Genomic DNA, 15,506 nt, shown 5'->3' with positions numbered 1-15,506 from the left:
CGGTTCCTCAGACGAGTTGGTAGCCGCGGAGATTGGTGAGCAGGAGGTACGTGTCCTGCAGTGACCCGGAGGTGTCGCCGAGGGAGCGGTAGATGCCCCACTTCGGGCGCACGCGGTCGGCCAGGAAGGTGTCGACGCCGGTCTTCGAGGCGTCGACGACGGTCGAGCCGCCGGACTTGAGGATCCAGCGGACCGAGCCGGCCGAGCCGTCGCCGACCTTGATCTGGAAGTCGACGTCGGTCCATTTGTCGTGCAGTGGGTCCAGGTCGGTGCGGCCGACGAGGATGTCGTCGATGGCGAGTTTCAACTCGATGGTCTGCTTGCCGTTCACCCGGCGCAGGGACTGCACGACGATCGGCGAGGTGCCGTTGCCCGGCTGCTTCATCTGCATGATGTGCGAGAAGGTGGTCGTCGCCTTCAGCGTGCTCGGGATGTACATCGAGTACGTGAGCCGCCAGGTCTGGCCCTGGGTCCACTTGAGGTAGTTGCTGCCGCTGCCGTTGCGCAGGCCCGTGACCTCCTGACGCTGGCGGTCGGTCGAGGTGTCGCGGTCGACGGTGTGCATGTTGAAGCGCCAGTTGTTGCCGGTGGCGAAGATGTGCGGGTGCCCGGCGGGGTGCGAGTCGGCGCGGTCGTCCTCGATCGTCTCGAACGCGCCGAGACCGTCGCTGCTCGCGGACGGGGCCCACTTCTGCTGCCAGGAGGCGGCGTGGGCGGCGGTGGCCGGCAGACCGACCGCGGCCCCGGCCGCGCCGCCGAGGGCGGCACCCAGCAGCCCCCTTCTGGATGTGCTCATGCCACTAATCACCTCGCAGTTGTTCGTTCATGATCAGGAAGGCGCCCAGGCCGTGGAAGTCGTTGGTGGCCCGGGTGCGGGCGACGTAGTACGCGTAGTCGCCGACGTTCGTGCCGATGGAGATGTCGGCCAGGTTGGTGCGGCCGTCGGAGCCGACCGAGAGTTTCGCGAGCACACCCTGGTAGCCCCGGCGCGCGACATCCGCGTAGTGCGGATCGAGGTAGTGCTGCTGGGCGCCGCGCGAAAGGGCGTAGGTGAACATGCTGGAGCAGGACGTCTCGGTCCAGTTGTCGGGGCGGCTGCCCTTGTCCATGACCTGGAACCAGCGCCCGGTCGCCGGGTCCTGGTACCTCTCCAGGCCGGCGGCCAACTTGCGTAAGATGCCGAGGAGTTGGGCCCGGCGCGGATGGTTCGCGGGGATCGCGTCCAGCACATTGACGATCGCCATCGAGTACCAGCCGACGGCCCGGCACCAGTGCTCGGGGGCGAGCCCGGTCTGCGGATCCGCCCAACTCGCGCTCTTGGACTCGTCGTAGGCGTGCTTGAGCAGCCCGTTCGCGACCTGGAGATGGCTTCCGTAGACGTAAAGCTGCTTGGCCGCCTCGTCGTTCGTGTACGCGCTGTCGCCGAACTCCTTGCCGTACTCGACGAGGAACGGGTTCACCATGTAGACGCCGTCCGACCAGAGCTGGTGGGCGCGGCTGGAGTTGTCCGCGTGCCAGAAGCCGCCGTCGCCGGTGCGCGGGTAGGTGGCCAGGCGGTCGAGGATCTTCTTCGCCGCCTTGCGGTAGCGGTCCTGGCCGGTCTCGTGGTGCAGGAGCACCAGCAGCCGGCCGGCCTGCATGCTGTCCAGGCTGTTGAAGGACTGGTCGATGGAGCCGTCGCTCTTCACGAACCGGTCGACGTAGCTCTTGATGTAGGCGAGGTAGCGGGCGTCGTGGGTGCGCTGGTAGGTGAGGTACTGGCCGTAGAGGTAGAGGCCGACCGGGTAGGACCAGCCGCCTATCGTGCTCGGGGTGTAGCGGGCCATGGTGGAGTCGACGACGGCCACGGACCAGTCGGGGGCGGCCTTGTTACGGTGAACGGGCGCGGCCACGGCCGCAGTTGGCGGCGGTGCGGCGGCCGGCACCGTGGCCAGGGTCGCGGTGACGAGGGCGAGCGTCGTCAGTGCCGTCCGCAGACGTCCGGGGGTCATGTTCCTCCCTTTCGGTAGGTGTATGCGGGCTCGTCGCGCGGCCCCTGCACGAGATCGCGTACGAGATGGTGGTCGGGGGCGTGCCGGCAGGCGGGGTCGGTGCGGCCGGCGTCGCCGGTGAGCGCGTGGGCCTGGCAGCGGCAGCCGCCGTGGTCGGTGGTGCGCAGGGCGCAGCTTCGGCAGGGGTCGGGCATCCAGGACTCGCCGCGGTAGGCGTTGAAGGTCTTCGACTCCCGCCAGATCCAGGCGAGCGGGTGCTCGCGCACGTTCGGCGGGTCGAGGTCCGGCAGGGCGGCCGCGGCCGGGCAGGGCAGGACCGTGCCGTCCGGGGCGACGGTGAGCGAGACGGCGCCCCAGCCCCCCATGCAGGGCTTCGCCGTGACGTCCACCCAGTCCGGGGCGACCCACACCAACTCCATGGATCCGTCGAGGAGTTCACGCCAGCGGGCCACGGAGACGCGGGCCCGCTCGACCTGTTCGCGGGTGGGCAGCAGGGCCGCGCGGTTGCCCAGTGCCCAGCCGTGGAACTGCGTGTGCGCGAGCTCGATGCGGTCGGCGCCCCAGGACAGACCGAGGGCGATCAGGTCGTCGAGGGCGTCGAGGTTGGCGCGGTGGAGCACGATGTTCAGGCCGAAGGGAAGGCCGGAGGCACGGATCAGCCGGGCGGCGCGCTCCTTGGCCGCGAAGGAGCGGGCGCCCGCGATGCGCTCGGAGGCCCGCGGATCGGCATGCTGCACCGACAGCTGGACGCTGCGCAGCCCGGCGTCGGCGAGTACCGCCGTGCGCCGCTCGCTCAGGCCCACCCCGCTGGTGACCAGCTGGGTGTAGAGGCCCGAGCCGTCCGCGGCCGCGACGATACGCGACAGATCGCGTCTGAGGAGAGGCTCACCGCCGGACAGATGTGTCTGTACGACGCCCAGGTCGGCGGCCTGCCGGAACACGTCGGACCACTGCCCTGCAGCCAACTCCCTTGACCGACCGATCAGTTCGACGGGGTTGGAGCAGTACCCGCAGCGCAGCGGACAGCCGTGGGTGAGTTCGGCGAGCAGCGCCCAGGGGGCCTGGACGGTCATATGAGCCAGCCCTCCTTTCTCAACGCGGCGAGGAAGCCTGGGACTTCGCCGGCGACGGGCGCGCCGGGGTACCGTTCGCCGAGCTCGGCGACGATGTCGCCCACCGCGCGCGTGCCGTCGCAGAGGCGGACGACCGGGCCCGCGCTGCCGCGCAGCACGACCACCCGCTCGGGAAGCAGCAGCAGATCGGTGTCCCGCACCCGGTCGTGGCGCAGGACGACACCGCGGGAGAGCGCCGGACGCCAGGTCATGTCCTGCCCTCCTTCGCCGCGCCCGCCGCGCCTGCCCCGTCCACCGCGTCCAGCAGCGACCACAGCACCTCGCACTTGAACTCCAGTGCGGCCAGCGCGCGTTGCTGCTGCTCGGGGGTGCGGGCCAGGTCGAGGACCAGGGCGAGGGCCTCGGCCCCGTCGCGGCCGCCCTGGTCGATGCGGGTGCGGAAGTAGGCGAGGCCGTCGGGGTCGATCCAGGGGTAGTGGCGCTCGAAGGCGGCGATACGGGTGCGCATCAGGCCGGGGGCGGACAGCTCCGTCAACGAGGCGGCGATCGCGTCCAGGGCCGGGTGCAGCCGGCAGAAGTTGACGTATCCGTCGACCGCGAGACGCACGCCGGGCAGCACCCGGGAGCCGTCCCACAGTTCGTGGCGGTGCAGACCGGCCGCCTCGCCGAGGCGCAGCCAGCGCTCGATCCCGCCCTCCCCCTCGGCCGTGCCGTCGTGGTCCTGGATACGGCGCAGCCAGGATCTGCGCAGCTCGGGCCGGTCCAGCTTGGCGAGGATCAGGGCGTCCTTCACGGGGATGTGGCGCTGGTAGTGGAAGCGGTTGGCGATCCAGCGGCGCAGCTCCGCCGGGGCGAGTTCGCCGCGGTGCATCCGCAGGTTGAAGGGGTGGCGGTCGTGGTAGCGCTCCGCGGCGACGGCGCGCAGCCGCTCGGTGAACTCGGCGGTTCCCGAAGCGGCGGCGCCGTCGACACGAAGGGGTGTCGCGGTCATCGTGCGGTCGCCGTGCGGCCGGTCAGCGGTCGCCGAGGGCATAGGCGGTCACTTCGAGAGCGGTCTCCACCACTGCATAGCCAGGGCTTTGCCAGAGGTTTTCATCCGATGTCTCACGCATCTCCTGGAGGGGCTGTTCCGTCCGGAGGGCGTGAAGGAGCGTCTCATTCATGCGGCTGTGCCTGCTTTCCTGAGGGGTGGGGGGGTTAGGGAGGCCCTGACAGGCGCTAGGTGTTCACATGCATGCACCGAGTTCATGAACTCGTTCGGTGGCGCGATCCAGAGTTGCGGGAGGAAGGGCCGCCGTCAATGGTCCGGACCGAAGACGTCGGATGCATTTCCGGACAATCCCCGGATCCATCAACTGACTCGTCGGTCAGTTCGGACGGATTCTCCCGTCAGGAATGCATGACAGCCCGTGATCGTTGACGATAGGAGTGCCACCTGACGACAACCGTAAGGATCAAGAGCTCGTGAGCAGCAAGGTCCCCCCGATCATCCTCAACAACGGCGTCGAGATGCCCCAGCTGGGCTTCGGCGTCTGGCAGGTGCCGGACGACGAGGCGGAGCGGGCGGTCGCCACCGCGTTGGAGGCCGGGTACCGCAGCATCGACACAGCGGCGATCTACGGCAACGAAGTGGGCACCGGCAAGGCGATCGCCGCCTCCGGCGTCCCCCGCGAGGACATCTTCCTCACCACGAAGCTCTGGAACCGCGACCAGGGCTACGAATCCACACTGCGCGCCTTCGACGAGTCGCTGGACAAGCTCGGCCTGGAGTACGTCGACCTCTACCTGATCCACTGGCCGACCCCCGCCCGGGACAAGTACGTCGACTCGTACAAGGCGTTCGAGAAGCTGCACGCCGACGGCCGTATCCGGGCGATCGGCGTCTCCAACTTCGAGCCGGACCATCTGCAGCGGCTGATCGCCGAGACATCGGTCATCCCGGCGGTCGACCAGATCGAGCTGCACCCGCACCTGCAGCAGCACGCGGCCCGCGAGTACCACGCGGAGCAGGGCATCGCCACCGAGGCCTGGTCTCCGCTCGGCTCGGGCAAGGGCCTCCTGGAGGTCCCGGCGATCGTCGCCATCGCCCAGAAGCACGGCCGCACCCCGGCCCAGGTCGTGCTGCGCTGGCACCTGCAGCTGGGCCTGGTCGTGATCCCCAAGTCCGTGACGCCGTCCCGGATCAAGGAGAACATCGAGGTCTTCGACTTCAGCCTGGACACCGAGGACCTGGCCGCGATCAGCGCGCTCAACGAGGACCGGCGCCTGGGGCCGGACCCGTCGACGTTCAACATGGCCTGAGATCCGTTCGACGCTCGTGCGAAGCCGTCCTGTCGGTCAACTCCCGTACCGAGGGCCTCAGTCGCCGCGCACGTCGGCGTAGACGACCTCGAACTCCTCCAGTCCGGTCACCGTCACATGCGCCTTGGCCGCCCCTTCGTGTCGGGCCGCCGCCTGGCCGGCGCGGGACGCGGCCAGCGAGTCGCGGTCGGTGAACAGGACTCCGACCAGGCCGCGGCCGCGCTGCCGGTCGATGAGCAGCGACGCCCGGGCGAAGCCCTGGAGCGTCTCCAGCCGGGGAATCACGGTCGCGCGGAAGGTCTCGCCGAGCAGATCCGCGTCCGCGGGGTCCAACTCCAGCCTGCTGACGCGCAGTCCGCCGCCCGCCCTCGGCTGCTGGGCCTGGTGGAAGACCACGGCCTCGTAGTTCTCGACCGCGGTGGTCGCGGCGAACGGCTCCAGAAGCGCCGAACGCCTCTCCCGCATGACCTCGTCGCTGTTGCGCCGGGCATCCTCGGACTCCCACCAGCTCGCCGCCAGCAGGGTGCCGATCTCCCGGTTCACGAAGATGCCCGCCCCCCGGTACCCCGGACGCTCTTCGAGCAGGTCCCGCCCCTGCGAATTCAATGCCCTGATGGCCGAGTCGATCTTCGTGGGATCGCCGGTCGCGTAGATGGTGCGTACGAACATGACGCCTCACCTCCCATAATCCGGGCGAATTTCCGGAATGTTGGCTATCGCCCAGTCTTCTCCTGCGGGCAAATGCCCGCAATGAGGGCGGTGGAGAGAAGCGCGGAGAGAAGTCCGGACCAGGGGGGTTGACGAGGCCATGCAAAGGGGACCACCTTGTACGGCACCCGAGTAAGGAAACTTTCCTAACAGAAGGGTCCCCCACAGTGCGCATACGAACACTGACCCTCGCCGCGGCCTCCGGGGCCGCACTGCTCGCCGCCGGAGTGCTGCCGGCGAACGCCTCCGGCACCGCACGCCCCGCTTCCGCCCAGGAGGGCTCGGTCAGCGCCGCCGACCTGCTCGCCAAGGTGAATTCCTGTTCGCAGATCTCCAACGGCAAGTACAAGACCGACGACGAGACCTCGGCCACGATCCCCGTGTGCGGCAAGAACGGTGCGGTCTTCTGGAAGGCCGACATGGACATCGACTGCGACGGGCAGCGCACCACGAACTGCAACGAGGACCGCGACCCCTGGTACCAGGACGACACGGCCTTCCACCAGTCCAACGGCAAGCCGCTCAAGGCGGAGTCGCTGCCCTATATCGTCGTGCCCAGCTCCAGCAGCATCTGGAAGTACTCCAGTTCCGGGATCAAGGGCGGCGGCGTGGTCGCCGTGATCTACAACAACAAGGTCGAGTACGCCGTCGTCGGCGACACCGGCCCGACGAAAATCATCGGCGAGGCCTCGTACGCCACCGCCAAGGCCCTCGGCATCGACCCCGACCCGGCGACCGGCGGGGCCGACTCCGGCGTGACGTACATCCTGTTCAAGAACTCGCAGGTATCCCCCATCGAGAGCCACAGCGCGGCGGTGACGCTCGGGGACCAGCTGGCGAAGAAGTTCCTGCAGAACAACTGAAGCAGTCAGCAGCCCAACTGCCCCTTCATGACGGTCGGTTGGGCTGCTCACATGGCGTGGACAGCCGTGTGCACCGTGTGTGCCGCCAGCACGAACACATCCGGCCGGTGGTGGACGCTCGCCTTGTCGTCGGGGTCGAGGAGCCGGTCGAGGGTGGCGCGGTCGTCGGCGTCGAGGTGATCACCGAGGGCGTCACGAATCCGGGAGAGGGAGGCGGCGACATAAGCGCGGGCCCGGTCCTTGGCCGGGGCGGGCAGGTCGAGCAGGAACGTGCGGGTGCCGGTGGGCCGGAGGCCGGCGGCGGACATCAGCGCCGGCCAGTCCTCGGCCTCGGCGACCGCACCGGGCAGGCTCGCCCGCATCTCGGCGAACCACTCCTCCTCCACCACGTCGAGGCGGGCCTGCAGGCCGGGGCGGCCGATCCCGATGTCGCGCGGCAGGAAGCGCGCGGGCAGACCGCCCTCCATGATCGCCAGTGTGCCGCCGGGCGCGAGCCGAGCCGCGAAGGCGGCGAGGGCGGCCCGCTGGTCGCCGAGGTGGTGCAGGCTGCGGCTGGCCCACAGCAGATCGGCGGGGTAGTCCAACTCGTCGAGCACGCGCGGCAGTTCACCGGCAAGGGTGCCGAAGCGGTCCCCGACGCCCAGCCGCTCGGCCCGCGCGCGGGCCCGTTCGAGGAGCGGCGCGGAGCCGTCGACCGCGACGACCCGCGCCCCCGGGAAGGCCTCGGCGAGCAGACAGGCGACGACCCCGGGCCCGCTGCCCGCGTCGACGATCAGCCCCGGTTCCGTCTGCTTGTCGGTCAGCCAGGCCATGGCCCGTTCGTACAGCGACGTGAACAGCTCCGCCTGCGATTCCAGCAGCGGGGCCATCTCGGCCCAGTCGATGTCGGTGTGGTCGTGGACGTGCGTGCCGTGGTGGTGATTGCCCTGGTCCTGGTTGCCGTGCTGGTGGTGTCCGTGCGCCATGGTGGTCAGCCTCTCTCCGGGTGCGCCCCAGCGTGCGCCGACGCACCGCGGGAGGGCCAGCACTGTTGCCGTCATGGCAAAAACCGGCGGCAAAAATCAGATGCGCGCTGCCGACCGGGTCACCCACGATGGCCCGATGGACGACGAACTGGTGGAGCGCTTCCTCGCGGACGGCTTCGTGAAGATCGAGGGGGCGTTTCCGCCACGGGTCGCCGAGGACTGCGCAAGGCTGCTGTGGCAGGAGACGGGGTACGACCCCGAGGACCCGGGCACCTGGAAGGACCCGGTGGTCTGGGTGCCCGGCATGGGGCAGGGACCGTTCGCCGCGGCCGCCAACTCCCCTGCCCTGCATGAGGCGTTCGACCTGCTGGTGGGCGAGGGCCGCTGGCAGCCGCGCTACGGACTGGGCAGCTTCCCGCTGCGCTTCCCGCACGAGGAGGAGCCGGACGACGCGGGCTGGCACATAGAAGGCAGCTATCTCCCGGAGGGTGCCACCCTGTGGCACACCAACCTCCGCTCGCGGGAGCGCGCCCTGCTGATGCTGTTCCTGTTCAGCGAGGTCACCGAGGCCGACGCCCCGACCCGCATCCGGGTCGGCTCACATCTCGACGTGCCTGCGGTACTGGAGCCGTACGGCGACGAGGGCGCCTCCTTCATGGAGCTCGGCCCGAAGGTCGCGGCGGCCTCAGCCCACCGCCCCCTCGCCCACGCCACCGGCAGCCCCGGCGACGTCTACCTCTGCCACCCCTTCCTGGTACACGCAGCCCAGCCGAACCACGGCACCCGCCCCCGCTTCATGGCCCAACCACCGCTGATGCCGAAGGTCCCATACGACCTGAACCGCCCGGACGGCAACTACTCAGCGGTGGAGTTCGCAATCCGCCGGGGCCTGACCCGAGAGGGGTGACCCCGGCGGTTTTAGGGGCGCGGGGAACTGCGCGTCTTTTAGGGGCGCGGGGAACTGCGCGACCAGCCACAACCGGCCCGCAGCGAATAACTCACCGAACCCGGCGGAGCCTAAAGCGCCGGATACGCATTAGCCATCAGCTGCTGAAACTGCGCAGAGAACCAGTGCCCCGACAGCGGAGCGTTGGGCAACGCACCCGACATGTTGTTCCCGTTGCGGGCATTGCCCGTATACGTCGGGTCGCACATCCGGTCGAAGCCCTTGCCCTCGTCGTTGGCGATGGCACTGCTGGACCCGTCGGACTCCCCCGGCGGCTTCATCCACACATACGCATCGATCCCGCTCGCCGGACTGGCCTGCGGACGCTCACCGAGACCGGCCCCGGACTGGTTGCACCAGTTCCCGACGTGGATCCGCCGGTCGTAACGGCCACCGTCGACATACGTGTCCACGCTGGTCGTCGGACCGGGACCAGCCGGCCGCGCAGTGCCGCCCCAGCCGTTCCTGGACGTGTCGATCAGCATGCCGATGCCCGAATTGAAGCCGACGGAGACCAGTTCGTTCCGCATGGCCTGCGCATACGACAGCTCATCGACGTACCGGTTCCAGTCGACCCACTTGGACTGGCGCACGGAGGTGCCATTCACCGTGTCGTTGATGGTGAAGTGGTCCTCCTTCAGCGCGCTGTAGTTCGCCGTGTTGGTGATGAACCCCTGCACATCGTCGACGGTCGCACCCTCACTCGTCGCCGCCTGCTTGAACAGGTTCGCGGCGGGCGCGAAGTTGTCGTCCCAGCCGAGCCAGCCGTGGTGGCCGGCGTCGATGTAGTTGTAGACGTTGGGGATCGCGCCGAGCTTGGCGAGCGCGTAGCCGACGCCCTTCACATAGTTGCCGTTGGCGAGCATGGTGTCGCACTGCGGGGTGGCCGTCGCCCGGCTGCCGGTGTTGGTGACCAGGTTGGGCAGCGAGTCGATCTCGATGGTGGTGACGATCCGCAGCGAGCTGTACTTGCTGTCCGCGAGGATCGCCGCGATCGGGTCGATGAACTGCGTCTTGTACTTGTCGATCTCCGTCGGACCGAGCTCGCCGTTGGACGCGAGAGCCGCGCAGTCACGCCCCGGGAGGTCGTAGACGACCAGCTGGACGACCTCCTCGCCGCTGCCCTTCTGCGCGAGGGCGGCGTCGAGGTGGGCGCGCAGGCCCATGCTGCCGTTCGCGCCGTTGATCGCGGCGATGCGGTCGAGCCAGATGCCGGTGGGCTGGTTGGAGACGCGGGTGCCGCCCGGCTCGGCGGCGGCCTTCGCGGACCACTCGGGGTTCACATACACCTTGGCGCCGCTGTACGGGTTGTCGACGCGACTGCCCGTGCCACCGCCACCGCCGCCCCCTCCTCCGCCACCGCTGCTCCCGTCGTCGACGTTGCAGGTGACGCCGTCGAGGGTGAAGGTGGTCGGCAGTGCGTTGGTGCCGCTGTACGACCCGTTGAAGCCGAAGCTCACCGAACCGCCGGTGGCAATCGTCCCGTTGTAGGTCTCATTGGCCGCGGTGACGTCCGCACCGCTCTGGCTGACCTTCGCGTTCCAGTAGCTGGTGACCTTCTGGTTGCCTGCGTACGACCACTTCACCGCCCAACTGCTCTTGGCAGCACTGTTGTTGGTGACCGTCACGGCGGCGGTGAAGCCGGTGTCCCACTGGTTCTGCACCTTGTAGTCGACGGTGCAGGGGACGGCTTGTATGCCGACGTCGCCGGGAACGACGGCCGTCGCGGTCCCGGCGGTCCCGGCGACCAGCGCCAGGGCGGCGAGTATCGCTGTTCTGGTACGGCTCATGAGTGCGGGTTTCCTTCTCCGTAGCGTGTTGTCCGTGGCTTGTAGTTCGTGGCTCGTAGTCCGTGGCTTGCAGTCCGTGCGGGACTTACGGGTTGACGGCACGCAGGTGATCGCGCAGCCCGATGCCGTACGACGTGGGAGTTCCGTCGTAGTTGGAGATGAGGGAGGGACCGGAGGAGCAGTCCCAGGTGTTCCAGGTCCAGCCGAGGTAGGACAGGCCCCGGTCGTCGAACCACTTCATGACCTGGTCGACGAAGGAGTGCGAGCAGGTGTTCTCGCCGATCTCCCCGGCCACCAGCGGCACTTGGGCCGCCACGGGCACGAGGGTGGAGTTCCAGCAGCTCTCGCTCGCGCAGGTGTTGAAGTTGTACACGTGGTAGGCGGCGACGAGATTGCCCGTCGGGTCGGTGGGCTTGTACGTCAGCCACTGGCTCAGGTCATTGGAGTACGCGAGACCGCCGGCCATGATGACGTTCCTGGCGCCGGTGCCGCGCACAGCGTCGACCAGGTCCTGCATCCCGGCGACCTGATAGCCGATGCCGGGGCAACTGCCCCCGTCCTTCCAGCACTGCCACGCCTGGGTGGTCGTGGAGGTGGCCCGGTCCGGATACGGCTCGTTGAACAGGTCGAACACCACACCCTGATCGCCCTTGAAGGTGTTGGCCACCGAGGACCAGAACGACGGGGTGTACTGCGCGTCCGGCATCGGCTTCTGGCAGGTGGCATGTACATCGGAGCAGCCCGCCGAGTTGCCGGTGTACTGGCCGTAGGTCCAGTGCAGTTCGACGATCGGGGTGAGTCCGTGCGCCTCGACTCGGGTGACCAGGTCCTTGACGGCGCCCACGTAGTTGGCACCGCCGTACTCGGGCTTGATGTTGGAAAGGCCGAGCCAGCACTCCTCGTTGAGCGGAATGCGGACCGTGTCGGCCTTCCAGTCGGCTATCGCCTTGATGGCGGCGTCATCGACCGGCCCGTCCCAGATGCCGTAGCCCTGCACGCACATGAACTCGCCGCCGGACCGGTTCACGCCGAGCAGCCGGCGCGTCGCACCCGAGGCATCCACGAGCTTGTTACCGGAGACGTGCAACGCGGGTGCCGTGCCCGTCGCGGGCGGCTCGGTCGGAGTCGGCGAGGGCTCCGAATCGACGTTGCACGTCGTCCCGTTGAGCTTGAACGACGTCGGTACGGCATTGCTCCCCGACCCCGGCCAGGAGGCGAGGAACCCTGCGCTGACGCTCGCGCCCGTGGCCAGCGAGCCGTTGTAGCTCTCGTTGGCCGCGGTCACCGTCGTACCGGACTGGGACCACTTGGCGTTCCAGCCCTGGGTGACCTTCTGGCCGCCTGCGAAGTCGAAGCTCAGGCTCCAACTGCTCACGGCCGCCGTGTTGTTGGTGATCTTCACAGCGCCCTGGAAGCCGGTGTCCCACTGGCTGGTGACGGAGTACTCCACCGAGCAGGCGGGCGCCGCTCCCTGCGCCGTGACGACCGGCACGGTCATGGCCCCAACAAGGCCGACCGCCCCGGCGACAACTAAAAGTACTGAACGCGGGGGATGTCGCATGAGCGACTCCTTGCAGCTCAGGCGCGCCGTGACGGCCGCGTCGACTGATGGAATCGCTCCCACTGGTGTCAACGAAGCTAGCGCCAAGTGACAGCAATGGACAGGGGAGTCACAGAGTTTGCTGACTTTCCCTCAACTAAAACCCTTCTAAAACCCGTCGAATCTTTTCGACTCTTCAAGCACCTTGACCACCTTCACCCCCGTCCCCACTATGGGAGCGCTCCCACTGGTTCAAGGCTTGTTGCTCCTCCCTCCCCCACTGTTTCGAGCCGCAAGGAGGAACCAGCACATGCACCCCAGAAGGAGACGCAGAGGCACCCGACGGCTGTGGACCGCCGTAGTGGCGGCCCTGGCCCTCCCGCTCACGATGCTCGGTACCGGCACAACTCCCGCCCAGGCGGCGGCACTTCAGTGCAGCGTCGACTACAAGACGAACGACTGGGGCTCCGGCTTCACCGCGGATCTGACCATCACCAACCGCGGCACGGACGCCATCAACGGCTGGACGCTCACGTACGCCTACAGCGGCAACCAGAAGCTCAGCAACGGCTGGAACGGCACCTGGTCCCAGTCCGGCACGGCGATCACCGTGAAGGACGCCGGGTACAACGCCGCGATCGCCGCGGGCGCCGCAGTCTCCACCGGCGCGCAGTTCAGCTACAGCGGCACCAACACCGCCCCCACCAGCTTCACCATCAACGGCACCACCTGCGCCGGTGCGCACCAGCCGCCGGTCACCGTGCTGACCAGCCCCACCGCGGGCGCGGTCTACACACAGGGCGACGCGGTCCCGCTCGCGGCCACCGCGGCCGCGGCCGACAACGCGACGATCAGCAAGGTCGAGTTCTACGACGACACGACCCTGCTGGGCACGGACACCAGCGCGCCCTACACGCTGTCCGCCTCCGGTCTGGCCGTGGGCAGTCACTCGCTGGTGGCGAAGGCGTACGACAGCCTGGGCGCGTCCGCGGAGTCGACGCCCGTCGGCATCACGGTCGCCTCGGGTCCCGCCGTGGTGGCCTCGCCGGCCCAACTGGGCGTCCAGCAGGGCAGGACGGGCACGTACGCGGTGAAGCTGTCGACGCAGCCTTCGTCGAATGTGACCGTGACGACGGCGCGCGCGAGCGGCAACAGCGGGCTGTCGGTCACCGGCGGCGCGACGCTCACGTTCACGCCGTCCAACTGGAGCACGGCGCAGACGGTGACCATCACCGCCGACTCCTCGGGCACCGGTGCGGCGTCCTTCGAGTCGACGGCGACGGGGCTCAGCAAGGCGACGGTCACCGTGACGGAGCTGGCCGCCTCGAAGGCGTACGACGCCCGCTTCCTGGACCTCTACGGCAAGATCACCAACCCGGCGAACGGCTACTTCTCGCCCGACGGAATCCCCTACCACTCGGTCGAGACGCTGATCGTCGAGGCCCCGGACCAGGGGCACGAGACCACGTCGGAGGCCTACAGCTACCTTCTCTGGCTGCAGGCGATGTACGGCAAGGTCACCGGTGACTGGTCCAAGTTCAACGCCGCGTGGGCGCTCATGGAGAAGTACATGATCCCCACCCACGCCGACCAGCCGACCACCTCCTTCTACAACGCGTCGAAGCCGGCGACCTACGCTCCCGAGCTGGACACCCCGGGCGAGTACCCGGCGAAGCTCGACACGTCGGTCCCGGTCGGCTCCGACCCGATCGCCGGCGAGCTGAAGAGCACATACGGCACGGACGACGTGTACGGCATGCACTGGCTGCAGGACGTCGACAACGTCTACGGCTACGGCGACACGCCCGGCGGCACCTGCGAGGGCGGGCCGACGGCGAAGGGGCCGTCGTACATCAACACCTTCCAGCGCGGAGCGCAGGAGTCGGTGTGGGAGACGGTGCCGCAGCCGACCTGCGACGCCTTCAAGTACGGGGGCACGAACGGGTACTTGGACCTGTTCACCGGTGACTCGTCGTACGCCAGGCAGTGGAAGTACACCGACGCCCCGGACGCCGACGCACGTGCGGTGCAGGCCGCGTACTGGGCGGACGTGTGGGCGAAGCAGCAGGGCAAGGGCAGCGATGTGTCGGCCACCGTCGGCAAGGCGGCGAAGATGGGCGACTATCTGCGGTACGCCATGTACGACAAGTACTTCAAGAAAATCGGCAACTGCGTCGGCCCGTCCGCCTGCGCGGCCGGCACCGGCAAGGACGCCTCGCACTATCTGCTGTCCTGGTACTACGCCTGGGGCGGCGCGACGGACTCCAGCGCGGGCTGGGCATGGCGGATCGGGTCGAGCCATGTGCACGGCGGCTATCAGAACCCCTTGGCCGCCTATGCGTTGAGCTCTTACGCCGACCTGGAGCCGAAGTCGGCGACGGGTACCTCCGACTGGTCCAAGTCGCTGCAGCGGCAGCTGGAGTTCTACCAGTGGCTGCAGTCGTCCGAGGGCGCCATCGCGGGCGGCGCGACCAACAGCTGGCAGGGGCGGTACGCGACCCCGCCGGCCGGTACGTCGACCTTCTACGGCATGTACTACGACCAGCAGCCCGTCTACCACGACCCGCCGTCCAACCAGTGGTTCGGGTTCCAGGCCTGGTCGATGGAGCGGGTCGCCGAGTACTACCAGCAGACGGGGAACGCCGCGGCGAAGGCCGTCCTCGACAAGTGGGTCAAGTGGGCGCTGTCCAAGACCACGGTCAACCCGGACGGCACCTATCTGATCCCGTCCACGCTCCAGTGGTCGGGCCAGCCCGACACCTGGAACGCCTCAAGTCCCGGCTCCAACAGCGGACTTCACGTCACCGTCGCCGACTACACCAACGACGTCGGGGTGGCCGCCGCGTATGCCAAGACCCTGACGTACTACGGCGCCAAGTCCGGTGACGCGACCGCCAAGTCGACGGCGAAGGCGCTCCTCGACGGCATGTGGAACAACTACCAGGACAGCCTGGGCATCGCCGTCCCGGAAACGCGTACCGACTACAGCCGGTTCGGGGACGCCGTGTATGTCCCGAGCGGCTGGAGCGGCAAGATGCCGAACGGTGACGCGATCAATTCGTCGTCTTCCTTTGCCTCGCTGCGGTCCTTCTACAAGAACGACCCTGCCTGGTCGAAGATCCAGAGCTATCTGGCGGGTGGGGCGGCGCCCTCGTTCACGTATCACCGGTTCTGGGCGCAGGCGGACATCGCTCTGGCCATGGGCTCGTATGCGGAGCTTCTTGAGTAGTCGCTCCGCGGGTTGGGCCGTTGTTTGACTGCGGGTCCATTTGGGCTGGTCGCGCCCGCGCGGCGGAGCCGCAAGTCGATACAGTCCCGCGCCCCTTAAA

The 15,506-nt window shown here is 68.5% G+C and carries 14 protein-coding genes; 4 read left to right on the top strand and 10 right to left on the bottom strand.

Translation table 11 applies throughout. From position 1 onward, the window contains the following. Nucleotides 1-7 precede the first annotated feature (7 nt). Genes P2Q00_RS01135 through P2Q00_RS51260 form a run of 6 tightly spaced genes read right to left on the bottom strand, consistent with a single transcriptional unit; the run spans nt 8 to nt 4,227 of the window. Entirely contained in the window at nt 8-796 is a 789-nt protein-coding gene (locus P2Q00_RS01135; RefSeq protein ID WP_275768571.1) for a polysaccharide lyase family protein, read from the bottom strand. A gap of 4 nt (nt 797-800) precedes the next feature. Next, the gene (locus P2Q00_RS01130) at nt 801-1,991 is read right to left on the bottom strand and encodes a glycoside hydrolase family 88/105 protein (protein WP_275768570.1); all 1,191 of its coding nucleotides are present in this window, start codon (nt 1,989-1,991) and stop codon (nt 801-803) included. Further along, on the bottom strand, nt 1,988-3,064 hold the full coding sequence (gene pqqE, locus P2Q00_RS01125) for a pyrroloquinoline quinone biosynthesis protein PqqE (RefSeq protein WP_275768569.1): 1,077 nt from the start codon (nt 3,062-3,064) through the stop codon (nt 1,988-1,990). Before pqqE ends, P2Q00_RS01130 begins: the two co-directional genes overlap by 4 nt. Then, entirely contained in the window at nt 3,061-3,315 is a 255-nt protein-coding gene (pqqD, locus tag P2Q00_RS01120; protein ID WP_275768568.1) for a pyrroloquinoline quinone biosynthesis peptide chaperone PqqD, read from the bottom strand. Before pqqD ends, pqqE begins: the two co-directional genes overlap by 4 nt. Further along, nucleotides 3,312-4,055 carry a pyrroloquinoline-quinone synthase PqqC gene (pqqC, locus tag P2Q00_RS01115; protein ID WP_275768567.1) on the bottom strand — a complete coding sequence of 248 codons (744 nt, stop codon included), beginning with the start codon at nt 4,053-4,055 and terminating at the stop codon, nt 3,312-3,314. The genes pqqD and pqqC overlap by 4 nt, the downstream gene beginning before the upstream one ends. A gap of 22 nt (nt 4,056-4,077) precedes the next feature. Further along, nucleotides 4,078-4,227 (bottom strand): pyrroloquinoline quinone precursor peptide PqqA, encoded by a 150-nt coding sequence (locus P2Q00_RS51260; RefSeq protein WP_500691953.1) that lies wholly within the window; start codon nt 4,225-4,227, stop codon nt 4,078-4,080. 301 nt (nt 4,228-4,528) lie between these two features. Between P2Q00_RS51260 and P2Q00_RS01110 the strand changes: the two genes are divergently transcribed. Further along, on the top strand, nt 4,529-5,365 hold the full coding sequence (locus P2Q00_RS01110; protein ID WP_275768565.1) for an aldo/keto reductase: 837 nt from the start codon (nt 4,529-4,531) through the stop codon (nt 5,363-5,365). A gap of 57 nt (nt 5,366-5,422) precedes the next feature. Here the strand turns inward: P2Q00_RS01110 and P2Q00_RS01105 are convergent, their stop codons facing one another. After that, complete coding sequence (locus P2Q00_RS01105; protein ID WP_275768563.1) at nt 5,423-6,034, bottom strand: hypothetical protein; 612 nt, start codon at nt 6,032-6,034, stop codon at nt 5,423-5,425. A 206-nt stretch (nt 6,035-6,240) separates the two neighbouring features. On the opposite strand from P2Q00_RS01105, the gene P2Q00_RS01100 reads away from it, so the two are divergent. After that, nucleotides 6,241-6,936 carry a glycoside hydrolase family 75 protein gene (locus P2Q00_RS01100; RefSeq protein WP_275768561.1) on the top strand — a complete coding sequence of 232 codons (696 nt, stop codon included), beginning with the start codon at nt 6,241-6,243 and terminating at the stop codon, nt 6,934-6,936. A 47-nt stretch (nt 6,937-6,983) separates the two neighbouring features. Here P2Q00_RS01100 and P2Q00_RS01095 read toward each other — a convergent pair whose 3' ends face one another. Further along, nucleotides 6,984-7,901 carry a class I SAM-dependent methyltransferase gene (locus P2Q00_RS01095; protein WP_275769443.1) on the bottom strand — a complete coding sequence of 306 codons (918 nt, stop codon included), beginning with the start codon at nt 7,899-7,901 and terminating at the stop codon, nt 6,984-6,986. A gap of 136 nt (nt 7,902-8,037) precedes the next feature. On the opposite strand from P2Q00_RS01095, the gene P2Q00_RS01090 reads away from it, so the two are divergent. Beyond that, a complete protein-coding gene (locus P2Q00_RS01090; protein ID WP_275768559.1) occupies nt 8,038-8,808 on the top strand; it encodes a phytanoyl-CoA dioxygenase family protein in 771 nt (256 codons plus the stop codon). Nucleotides 8,809-8,918: 110 nt separating this feature from the next. On the opposite strand, the gene P2Q00_RS01085 is transcribed toward P2Q00_RS01090, so the two are convergent. Then, nucleotides 8,919-10,637, bottom strand: coding sequence for a glycoside hydrolase family 6 protein (locus tag P2Q00_RS01085; protein ID WP_275768558.1), 1,719 nt, complete (start codon nt 10,635-10,637; stop codon nt 8,919-8,921). Nucleotides 10,638-10,722: 85 nt separating this feature from the next. Next, nucleotides 10,723-12,198, bottom strand: coding sequence for a cellulose binding domain-containing protein (locus tag P2Q00_RS01080; RefSeq protein WP_275768557.1), 1,476 nt, complete (start codon nt 12,196-12,198; stop codon nt 10,723-10,725). Between the two features lie 289 nt (nt 12,199-12,487). Between P2Q00_RS01080 and P2Q00_RS01075 the strand changes: the two genes are divergently transcribed. Next, on the top strand, nt 12,488-15,406 hold the full coding sequence (locus P2Q00_RS01075) for a glycoside hydrolase family 48 protein (protein ID WP_275768556.1): 2,919 nt from the start codon (nt 12,488-12,490) through the stop codon (nt 15,404-15,406). The last annotated feature ends 100 nt before the right edge of the window (nt 15,407-15,506 follow it).

Source organism: Streptomyces coacervatus, assembly GCF_029223485.1.
GTDB classification, from domain to species: domain Bacteria; phylum Actinomycetota; class Actinomycetes; order Streptomycetales; family Streptomycetaceae; genus Streptomyces; species Streptomyces coacervatus.
Note: the sequence above shows the minus strand (reverse complement) of the source record. Positions and strands in the feature narration are given on the sequence as shown.

Coding starts and splice junctions, on each gene's coding strand:
- P2Q00_RS01135 (WP_275768571.1), bottom strand. CDS start 796: ATGAGCACATCCAGAAGGGGGCTGCTGGGTGCCGCCCTCGGCGGCGCG.
- P2Q00_RS01130 (WP_275768570.1), bottom strand. CDS start 1,991: ATGACCCCCGGACGTCTGCGGACGGCACTGACGACGCTCGCCCTCGTC.
- pqqE (WP_275768569.1), bottom strand. CDS start 3,064: ATGACCGTCCAGGCCCCCTGGGCGCTGCTCGCCGAACTCACCCACGGC.
- pqqD (WP_275768568.1), bottom strand. CDS start 3,315: ATGACCTGGCGTCCGGCGCTCTCCCGCGGTGTCGTCCTGCGCCACGAC.
- pqqC (WP_275768567.1), bottom strand. CDS start 4,055: ATGACCGCGACACCCCTTCGTGTCGACGGCGCCGCCGCTTCGGGAACC.
- P2Q00_RS51260 (WP_500691953.1), bottom strand. CDS start 4,227: ATGAATGAGACGCTCCTTCACGCCCTCCGGACGGAACAGCCCCTCCAG.
- P2Q00_RS01105 (WP_275768563.1), bottom strand. CDS start 6,034: ATGTTCGTACGCACCATCTACGCGACCGGCGATCCCACGAAGATCGAC.
- P2Q00_RS01095 (WP_275769443.1), bottom strand. CDS start 7,901: ATGGCGCACGGACACCACCAGCACGGCAACCAGGACCAGGGCAATCAC.
- P2Q00_RS01090 (WP_275768559.1), top strand. CDS start 8,038: ATGGACGACGAACTGGTGGAGCGCTTCCTCGCGGACGGCTTCGTGAAG.
- P2Q00_RS01085 (WP_275768558.1), bottom strand. CDS start 10,637: ATGAGCCGTACCAGAACAGCGATACTCGCCGCCCTGGCGCTGGTCGCC.
- P2Q00_RS01080 (WP_275768557.1), bottom strand. CDS start 12,198: ATGCGACATCCCCCGCGTTCAGTACTTTTAGTTGTCGCCGGGGCGGTC.
- P2Q00_RS01075 (WP_275768556.1), top strand. CDS start 12,488: ATGCACCCCAGAAGGAGACGCAGAGGCACCCGACGGCTGTGGACCGCC.